At 41.1% G+C, this 7,881-nt stretch carries 7 protein-coding genes and 1 pseudogene; 7 read left to right on the forward strand and 1 reads right to left on the reverse strand.

The features are described from left to right. Window positions 1–103: 103 nt before the first annotated feature. The 4 genes from AB1A03_RS06880 to AB1A03_RS06895 are packed head-to-tail and all read left to right on the forward strand — an operon-like array spanning window position 104 to window position 3,504. On the forward strand, window positions 104–850 hold the full coding sequence (locus AB1A03_RS06880) for a flagellar basal body rod protein FlgF (RefSeq protein ID WP_354623917.1): 747 nt from the start codon (window positions 104–106) through the stop codon (window positions 848–850). 56 nt (window positions 851–906) lie between these two features. Next, the gene (flgG, locus tag AB1A03_RS06885) at window positions 907–1,695 is read left to right on the forward strand and encodes a flagellar basal-body rod protein FlgG (RefSeq protein ID WP_354623919.1); all 789 of its coding nucleotides are present in this window, start codon (window positions 907–909) and stop codon (window positions 1,693–1,695) included. 11 nt (window positions 1,696–1,706) lie between these two features. Beyond that, window positions 1,707–2,378, forward strand: a complete 672-nt coding sequence (gene flgH / locus AB1A03_RS06890) for a flagellar basal body L-ring protein FlgH (protein WP_354623920.1) — start codon at window positions 1,707–1,709, stop codon at window positions 2,376–2,378. A 25-nt stretch (window positions 2,379–2,403) separates the two neighbouring features. Beyond that, a complete protein-coding gene (locus AB1A03_RS06895) occupies window positions 2,404–3,504 on the forward strand; it encodes a flagellar basal body P-ring protein FlgI (protein WP_354623921.1) in 1,101 nt (366 codons plus the stop codon). Window positions 3,505–3,573: 69 nt separating this feature from the next. Here AB1A03_RS06895 and AB1A03_RS06900 read toward each other — a convergent pair. Continuing rightward, window positions 3,574–4,893, reverse strand: a pseudogene (locus tag AB1A03_RS06900) (Na+/H+ antiporter family protein). A gap of 155 nt (window positions 4,894–5,048) precedes the next feature. On the opposite strand from AB1A03_RS06900, the gene flgJ reads away from it, so the two are divergent. The 3 genes from flgJ to AB1A03_RS06915 form a co-directional block, all read left to right on the forward strand. Next, complete coding sequence (flgJ, locus tag AB1A03_RS06905; protein ID WP_354623922.1) at window positions 5,049–6,053, forward strand: flagellar assembly peptidoglycan hydrolase FlgJ; 1,005 nt, start codon at window positions 5,049–5,051, stop codon at window positions 6,051–6,053. Then, complete coding sequence (flgK, locus tag AB1A03_RS06910; protein WP_354623923.1) at window positions 6,046–6,846, forward strand: flagellar hook-associated protein FlgK; 801 nt, start codon at window positions 6,046–6,048, stop codon at window positions 6,844–6,846. The genes flgJ and flgK overlap by 8 nt, the downstream gene beginning before the upstream one ends. A gap of 2 nt (window positions 6,847–6,848) precedes the next feature. Further along, the coding region (locus tag AB1A03_RS06915) for a FlgK family flagellar hook-associated protein (RefSeq protein ID WP_502945929.1) at window positions 6,849–7,881 on the forward strand (1,033 nt) is incomplete at its 3' end.

Consider the following 7,881-nt stretch of genomic DNA (forward strand, 5'->3'; position numbering starts at 1 on the left):
TGTTTGCTTACCTGCTTCTTATATATTGGCATATATGTTGCTTTAATTAGTTGTAAATCTCTATTAAAAAATCGCACTGCCCGTGCTTGTTTAAGGAATTAAAATGGATAACTTTCTTTATATCTCAATGTCAGGTGCCAAAGAGAGTATGAATGCTTTGGCAATCCATGGTAATAATTTAGCAAATGCCAATAAAACCGCTTTTAAAGCGAGTTTTGAACAGGCTCGCAGTATGCAAGCTTATGGTCAAGGCTTGCCTACGCGGGTGTTTTCAATTACCGAAGAGCCAGGGCAAAATTTTGACAAGGGGACGTTGCAAATGACCGGACGTGAGCTTGATGTTGCCATTCAAGGGGATGGCTGGCTTGTGGTTGAATCGCAGCAAGGTGGGCAAGCGATGACGCGTGATGGAGGTCTAAATCTTGATCCAACGGGTTATTTAATTGATTCTAAGGGTAATCAAGTTGTTGATATACAGGGCGGACCCATTTTCATTCCGCTCCCTGTAGAAAAATTTAGTATCCGCAGTGATGGTATGGTTGAAATTCTTCCATCTGGCGCACCCGCTGAAGCGATGGAAGAAATCGCGCAGATTAAATTAGCGAATCCAAATAATGCAGATATTGTACGTGGCAAAGATGGTCTATTTAGACGGATAGACGGTGCTGAACCAATTGAAAGTAATCAAGTGCAGCTGATAAGTGGTTCACTTGAAGCATCTAATGTGAATCTCGCGAGTGAATTAACCAGTTTAATTAACTTGCAACGGCAGTTTGAGATGCAAATTAAAATGATGAAAAAAGCGGAAGAGATGGACAAAGCGTCTGAATCTCTACTACGTGTTGTTTAACTTAGCCTACGGCGCAGTGTAAACAATCACTATTAAAGTATTTAAGGAGAAAAATTATGCATCCCGCTTTATGGATAAGTAAAACTGGATTAGATTCCCAACAGACGAATGTGGCTACTATTTCTAATAATTTGGCGAATGCCAGCACTGTCGGTTTTAAAAAGAGTCGCGCCATATTTGAAGACTTACTCTATCAAAATATTAATCAGCCAGGCGCCAGCGCTTCTGAGAACAGTAAGCTACCTTCTGGATTAATGATTGGGGCGGGTTCTAAAGTCGTTGCAGTACAAAAGAATTTTTCACAGGGTAATGTGCTCACAACCAATAACTCTTTAGACATTATGATAGACGGTAGCGGTTTTTTCGAAATAGAGATGCCAGATGGTAGCTCTAGTTATACACGTAATGGTCAATTTCAGCTTAACGAAGATGGCATTATTGTTACCCCTGGTGCGGGCTACCCACTTTTACCTCAGGTACAAATTCCGGCTAATGCACTCTCTATTAGTGTTGGTGCTCAGGGTGAGGTCTCGGTACGTATTCCTGGGCAAGCAGAGAATCAAGTGGTGGGGCAGTTGAATGTTAATGATTTTATTAACCCTTCTGGCCTTGAGCCGATTGGTGAAAATTTATATACGGAAACCGGAGCCAGTGGCGCGCCACTTCAAGGAGTGCCCGGTAATGATGGTATGGGTTTTTTACGTCAAGGGATGTTAGAAACCTCTAATGTTAATGTGACCGAAGAGTTAGTTAATTTGATTGAGAGTCAACGTGTTTATGAGATGAATTCTAAGGTAATTTCAGCAGTTGATGAAATGCTATCCTACGTCAGTCAACAGCTATAATGGAGGATATGATGCGTAAATTGATAATATGTTTAAACTTAATGGTACTGGCTGGCTGTACTTCGTTACCGAATCAAGCCTCGAAAGATGATCCTGAGTTTGTTCCTGTTGAGCCGATTGAAGCTGATTATAACGTCGCTGCAACGGGATCTCTGTTTCAAGATAGCTATGCTAATAATCTCTATTCAGATATTAAAGCACATCGAATAGGTGACATTATCACCGTCTATTTAGAAGAGGCAACCACGGCAAAGAAAAAAGCAGGGAGCAGCCTAGAGAAGAAAAATGGGTATGATTTAACGGTCGCAGAATCTGACCTGCCTCATTTTGGAAAAGTTTCTGGAGCAAGTATTGGTCTCTCAGGAAAAAGTAAATTCGAAGGTGATGCAGATGCCGACCAAAGCAATAGCTTAAAGGGGAGTATTACCGTCAATGTGACGCGAGTTTTGAGTAATGGTAACCTTGAGATCCGCGGCGAAAAATGGTTGATGCTCAATAATGGAGAAGAGTTTGTTCGTATCAAAGGGGTTATTCGCTCTGAGGATGTTCGTTCAGATAATTCAGTGTCATCGATGCGAGTTGCTAATGCACGTATTCAGTATGGTGGTACGGGCGATTTTGCTAATACTCAACAACAGGGCTGGTTAACTGCATTTTTCAATGGCCCATACTGGCCAATTTAATGTACTTAGCAAGTAAGGGTAAGATATGAAACTATTAACAAAATTATTATTTACTAGCCTGTTGATTGCATCAGTCGGCAATAGTTATGCAGCGCGTATTAAAGATTTAACCAGTGTGCAAGGCGTTCGTAGTAATCAGTTGGTTGGTTATGGTTTAGTGGTTGGTTTACCGGGGACTGGTGAAAAAAGCAGTAAATTTACTGAGCAATCCTTTGCGACAATGCTGCGTAATTTTGGTATTAATATTCCTGAGGGTGAAAGCTTAAAAATCAAAAATGTTGCCCCAGTGGCAATCACGGCGGAATTAAAGCCTTTTACTAAAGCGGGTCAGAAAATTGACGTTACTGTCTCAGCGATTGGGGAAGCAAAAAGTTTACGTGGTGGGGAATTGTTACAAACCTTTTTAAAAGGGGTTGATGGTAATGTGTATGCGCTTGCCCAGGGGAGTCTTGTGGTTGGTGGTCTTGGTGCTGAAGGTGCCGATGGTTCAAAAGTGGTGATTAACACGCCAACAGTAGGGCGGATCTCTAATGGGGCTATTGTTGAACGTGAGATAAAATCCTCTTTTTCACAGGGTGATAGTATTACCTTAAATTTACATCAATCGGATTTTACCACGGCAAAACGAATGGCCGATGTTATTAATAATCTGGTTGGTCAGAACACGGCAACCTTATTGGATGCGACTTCAGTTAGAGTACTTGCACCGAGAGATCAATCTCAGCGAGTTTCTTATCTTTCTACATTAGAAAATTTAGAAGTTGAGCCTGCTCGTGCTAAGGCAAAGATCATTGTTAATTCACGGACTGGCACCATTGTTATTGGCCAAGATGTTAAATTATTACCTGCGGCTATCACGCACGGTGGAGTGAGTGTTACCGTGAGTGAAAATAAAGAGGTGTCGCAGCCAAATCCCTTTGCGGGAGGGAGAACGGAAACGACAGATAATAGTACAATTAATATCACGCAAGAAAACAGCCGTATGTTTAAATTTGATTCAGGCGTCAGTCTTAATGATTTAGTGCGAGCTGTAAATGAAGTTGGTTTAGCACCGGGTGATTTAATGGCGATTTTAGAGGCATTAAAACAAGCTGGTGCATTACAGGGCGAGTTAATTATTATTTAATCAGTTAGCAAGAACCATTGTTAACTTGCTAAAAAGGGGAAGCAGTTAGTCGCTTTCCCTTTTTGCTTTTTATAAGCTCATTGCCGCAATCCAACCAAATATAATGAGTGGTAAATTATAGTGAATAAAAGTTGGTACAACACTGTCCCATATATGGTCGTGATTATTATCAGCATTTAACCCTGAAGTTGGCCCAAGCGTTGAGTCAGAGGCGGGTGAACGGGCATCTCCGAGTGCAGCTGCTGTGCCGACAAGGGCAATAATGGCCATTGGCGAAAAACCAAAGGCGATGGCTAAGGGAACATAAATAGTTGCAATAATTGGAATCGTGGAAAAAGACGAGCCAATTCCCATGGTGACTAATAAGCCAATAATAAGCATTAGTAACGCGGCTAATGGTTTGTTGTCGCCGATGCTTGTTGATAGCATTTGCACTAATGTTTCGACTCCTCCAGAGGCTTTCATCACCGCTGCAAAACCTGCTGCAGTGATCATAATAAAGCCTATCATTGCCATCATATGAACTCCTTTAGTAAATACATCTTGCGTCTCTTTCCACGCAATAACGCCACCTAAGGTAAACACCATAAAGCCAGCTAAAGAGCCGATGATCATTGAGCCAGACATTAATTGAATCGCTAATGTTGTGATAATAGCGACAGCGGCAACGATCAGATGACTTTTTTGTAACTGTTTTTTTTCCGCTTTTATGGGGGTATTCGTTGGCGTGTAGTCACGAGGTTTACGGTAACTGAAAAATACCGCAATCAATAATCCAGTCAGCATGCCTAATGCGGGAAGTATCATCGCATAGGGGAACTTGGTCTGCGGTTACCTGTAGACCATTATCATATAAGTTTTTTAATAGAATATTATGCAAAAAAATGCCACCAAAACCGACTGGTAGAACCATATAGGGAGTCACTAACCCAAAAGTCAGTATACAGGCAATTAAGCGACGATCTAAACGCAATTTATTAAACACTTCTAGTAGTGGCGGAATCAAAATTGGGATAAAGGCAATATGTACAGGAATGATATTTTGCGAAGAGATAGAGATCAATAAAATGACACTGAGTAGTATGTACTTAATGACATAGGTTAGATGATCAGGGTGCTGCCGTGAATACGCTTAATAATCGTTTGCGAAAGTAAATCAGTGATGCCTGATTTCGATATTGCCACGGCAAATGCACCGAGCATGGCATAGCTGAGGGCAATGGTTGCGCCACTGCCAAGTCCACCTTCAAAAACAGCAACGGTGTCTGTCAATGACATACCCGCACTTAACCCCCCTATCATGGCACTTAATGAGAGGGCGATGACCACATTTACCCTCATTAAAGAGAGGGCAAGCATGACTGAGACAGACAATAAAACAGGGTTAATCATAGTGAGTCCAAGGTTATTTTAAAAAAGTGAAGTTTACGCGACTATTACATGTGCTAAAAGTGAATAAACAGAGATATTTTAATAACGACAGGTTTGTATTTTTGGCACTTTTTTTGCTTTGTTTAGTTAAATGAAAATTAACGGGGCTGACAATGGCTAATCAAGCAGTGACGCAAGCGAGTAATTACTTTGATTTACAAGGGTTAGATCAGTTGCGTCAAAAAGCACAAGGTAATAGTAAAGAGTCGATTCGTGAAGTTGCTAATCAATTTGAATCGATGTTTGCCACTATGCTTATAAAATCAATGCGTGAAGCTAATGAAGCCTTTGAAACAGATAGTCCTTTTAATAATAAACAAACTAAATTCTATACAGACATGCAAGATAAACAACTCGCCCTTGATATCAGTCGTCACGGTTCACTCGGCCTTGCAGATGCCTTGGTGAGACAGCTTGATCCGAATTCCATTGTTACGCCAAAATCACTGCCAATAGAGCAGTTAAACATGCCTAATAGTCAACTTGATAAAATGCATTCATTAGAAAAAGAGGCGTTGATTAAGGAATTTAATAAACCAGATCAATCTCGTTTTGCTACGCAATTTGTTAAGTCGCCAGCGACATCAGCTAATATTTCAACAGATTCGGCTAATAACGCTCCTGAGTTTAGCGGCAAAACATCCTTTATTAATACCCTAATGCCATACGCCAAAAAAGTGGCACAGGCATTAGGTGTTTCTCCTGCTGTTTTAATTGCACAATCTGCATTGGAAACGGGCTGGGGGAAAAAAATAATTAATAAAGATGCCAATCAAAGTAGTTTTAACCTTTTTAATATTAAAGCAAATAAAAGCTGGCAGGGCGATAAAGTCAGTAAAGATAGCTTAGAAGTTGAAGATGGTATTGGTATTAAGCGTCGTTCGGACTTTCGTGCCTACGAAAATATTGCCGCTAGCTTTGCTGATTACCAAGATTTTATCGTCAACAATAAACGTTATAAAGGGGCGCTAAAAGAAGGCGCTAATAGTGAACATTATATTGAATCGTTGCAGCAAGCAGGGTACGCAACTGATCCTCAATATGCTGAAAAAATAAAACAAATCATGCGCAATGAAGAGTTCCAACAGATTATTGCAGGAGACGATTTTAATGGCTGATTTATTTCAAATTGGTTTATCGGGCATCTATTCATCACAAGCGAGTCTTGCGACGACTGGTCATAATATTGCTAATGTGAACACGCCTGGATATTCTCGGCAATCAGTGGAAGTCGCGACGGCTGGTGCGGATCGTTATGGGGAGTATTTCCTTGGTCGCGGTTCGATTGTTAACGGTATTGAACGTGCCTATGATAAATTTGCCTTTAACGAAAATGTTATCAATACATCACAATTTGGCTATGCGAAAGAGGTTTATGCCCAGTCAAGTCAGATGGATATGTTACTTTCCACTGAAGGCACATCGGTTACAAAACCGGTATTAGCGACATTTGAGTCGATTAATAATGTTGCTGATCACCCTAACATGCTTGAGTCTCGACAAGTATTTCTTGAATCAGCGACTAATATGATAAACCAATATAACCGTCTCTATGAAAATATTGATATCCAATATAATAGTATTAATACTGATATTAGTAATACAGCTAAAGCAATTACCACCATTGCGGATAATTTGGCGAATATTAATAAACAAATCTCAGCTGTCTTAGGGAGTGGCGGCAGTAATAATGCTAATGACTTAATGGATCAACGCGATCAAGCCATTACCGCATTAAGTGAATACGTAAATGTTTCAGTGGTGCCTGCTGATAACGGTATGATTAATGTGTACATGGGCAGCGGGCAGGGATTGGTGATGGGGGCTGAGTCACTTAATATCGTTTCTATCAATGGTAATCCAGATCCCTCTGTAAAGAGCTTGCTATTAATATCAATGGTAGCCTTGTGAGAATGGATGGCGAAAGGTTAGGCGGCAAGGTAGCGGCAATGTTTACCACGCGTCGCGATGTGGTTGAACGTGCTTTTAATCAGTTAGGACAAAATATTATTGGTTTAACCCACTCAATTAATGAGCAGCAAAAGCAAGGGCAGACTCTCGACGGTGCGATTGGTGATAATCTGTTTAATGATATTAATTCCATCGAAACGATGCAAAAACGTGTCTTATCCCATAATGATGGGTTGGGCAGTGCGCAATTAAGTTTACGTGTTGATGATCTTAGCCAATTGAGTGCCGATGAATATGGGTTAGTGGTCAATAGCTATGATACGACAACGCCTCCTGGTACGATTGAATTTACAGTCACCAATGCATCAACGGGCGAGTCACAAATATTAACCGTTGACCTAAGTTCGACAGAGCGTATTGATATTCCCAATAGCGGCTTAAGCTTAGGGATTGATGCTATTATTGCCACTGATCCCCAACCAGGCAAAACATTTACCCTTAGACCAACCCGTTTAGCAGCAATGGAGGCGAGTTTAGTCGAAACGAACCCTGCTAAAGTTGCAGCTGCCGATGCACAGATAAAAGCCAATGCGGGTGAGACCGAACAGTGCGGAGATGCCACAATGCGTGTTTCTGCATTGAATAACAGCGCAGATCCGCTTTATATGGATGCCGATAACCCATTACAGATTAGTATTACCAGTAATATTGCGGGGGTGATAACCTATGAAATTGTCGATAAAAATGGCACTCCCGTTACTTTGCCTACAGGCTCTACTGGCAATTTTGTGCCCCCTAAAGTTCCTGGCGACGTACTGACTGGATTGACGGTGACGCCAGACTTACTCACAGGAAAGGCGATATTTAATTTTGCTGGTATTGAAGTTGAATTGGAAAGGGGGCAGCCTGCAAGCGGTGATACCTTTGACTTGACCTACAATGAAACGGGCGATGGTGATAATCGTAATATTCTCGCGATGGGGGAATTACAGAACAAAAAAATAATGAATGGTAATAAGGCAACATTTCAAGATG

This window comes from Psychromonas sp. MME2, assembly GCF_040566515.1.
GTDB lineage: Bacteria > Pseudomonadota > Gammaproteobacteria > Enterobacterales > Psychromonadaceae > Psychromonas.

Excerpts from the sequence above, each read along its gene's own strand:
- AB1A03_RS06880 (WP_354623917.1), top strand. The coding sequence starts at position 104 with ATGGATAACTTTCTTTATATCTCAATGTCAGGTGCCAAAGAGAGTATG.
- flgG (WP_354623919.1), top strand. The coding sequence starts at position 907 with ATGCATCCCGCTTTATGGATAAGTAAAACTGGATTAGATTCCCAACAG.
- flgH (WP_354623920.1), top strand. The coding sequence starts at position 1,707 with ATGCGTAAATTGATAATATGTTTAAACTTAATGGTACTGGCTGGCTGT.
- AB1A03_RS06895 (WP_354623921.1), top strand. The coding sequence starts at position 2,404 with ATGAAACTATTAACAAAATTATTATTTACTAGCCTGTTGATTGCATCA.
- flgJ (WP_354623922.1), top strand. The coding sequence starts at position 5,049 with ATGGCTAATCAAGCAGTGACGCAAGCGAGTAATTACTTTGATTTACAA.
- flgK (WP_354623923.1), top strand. The coding sequence starts at position 6,046 with ATGGCTGATTTATTTCAAATTGGTTTATCGGGCATCTATTCATCACAA.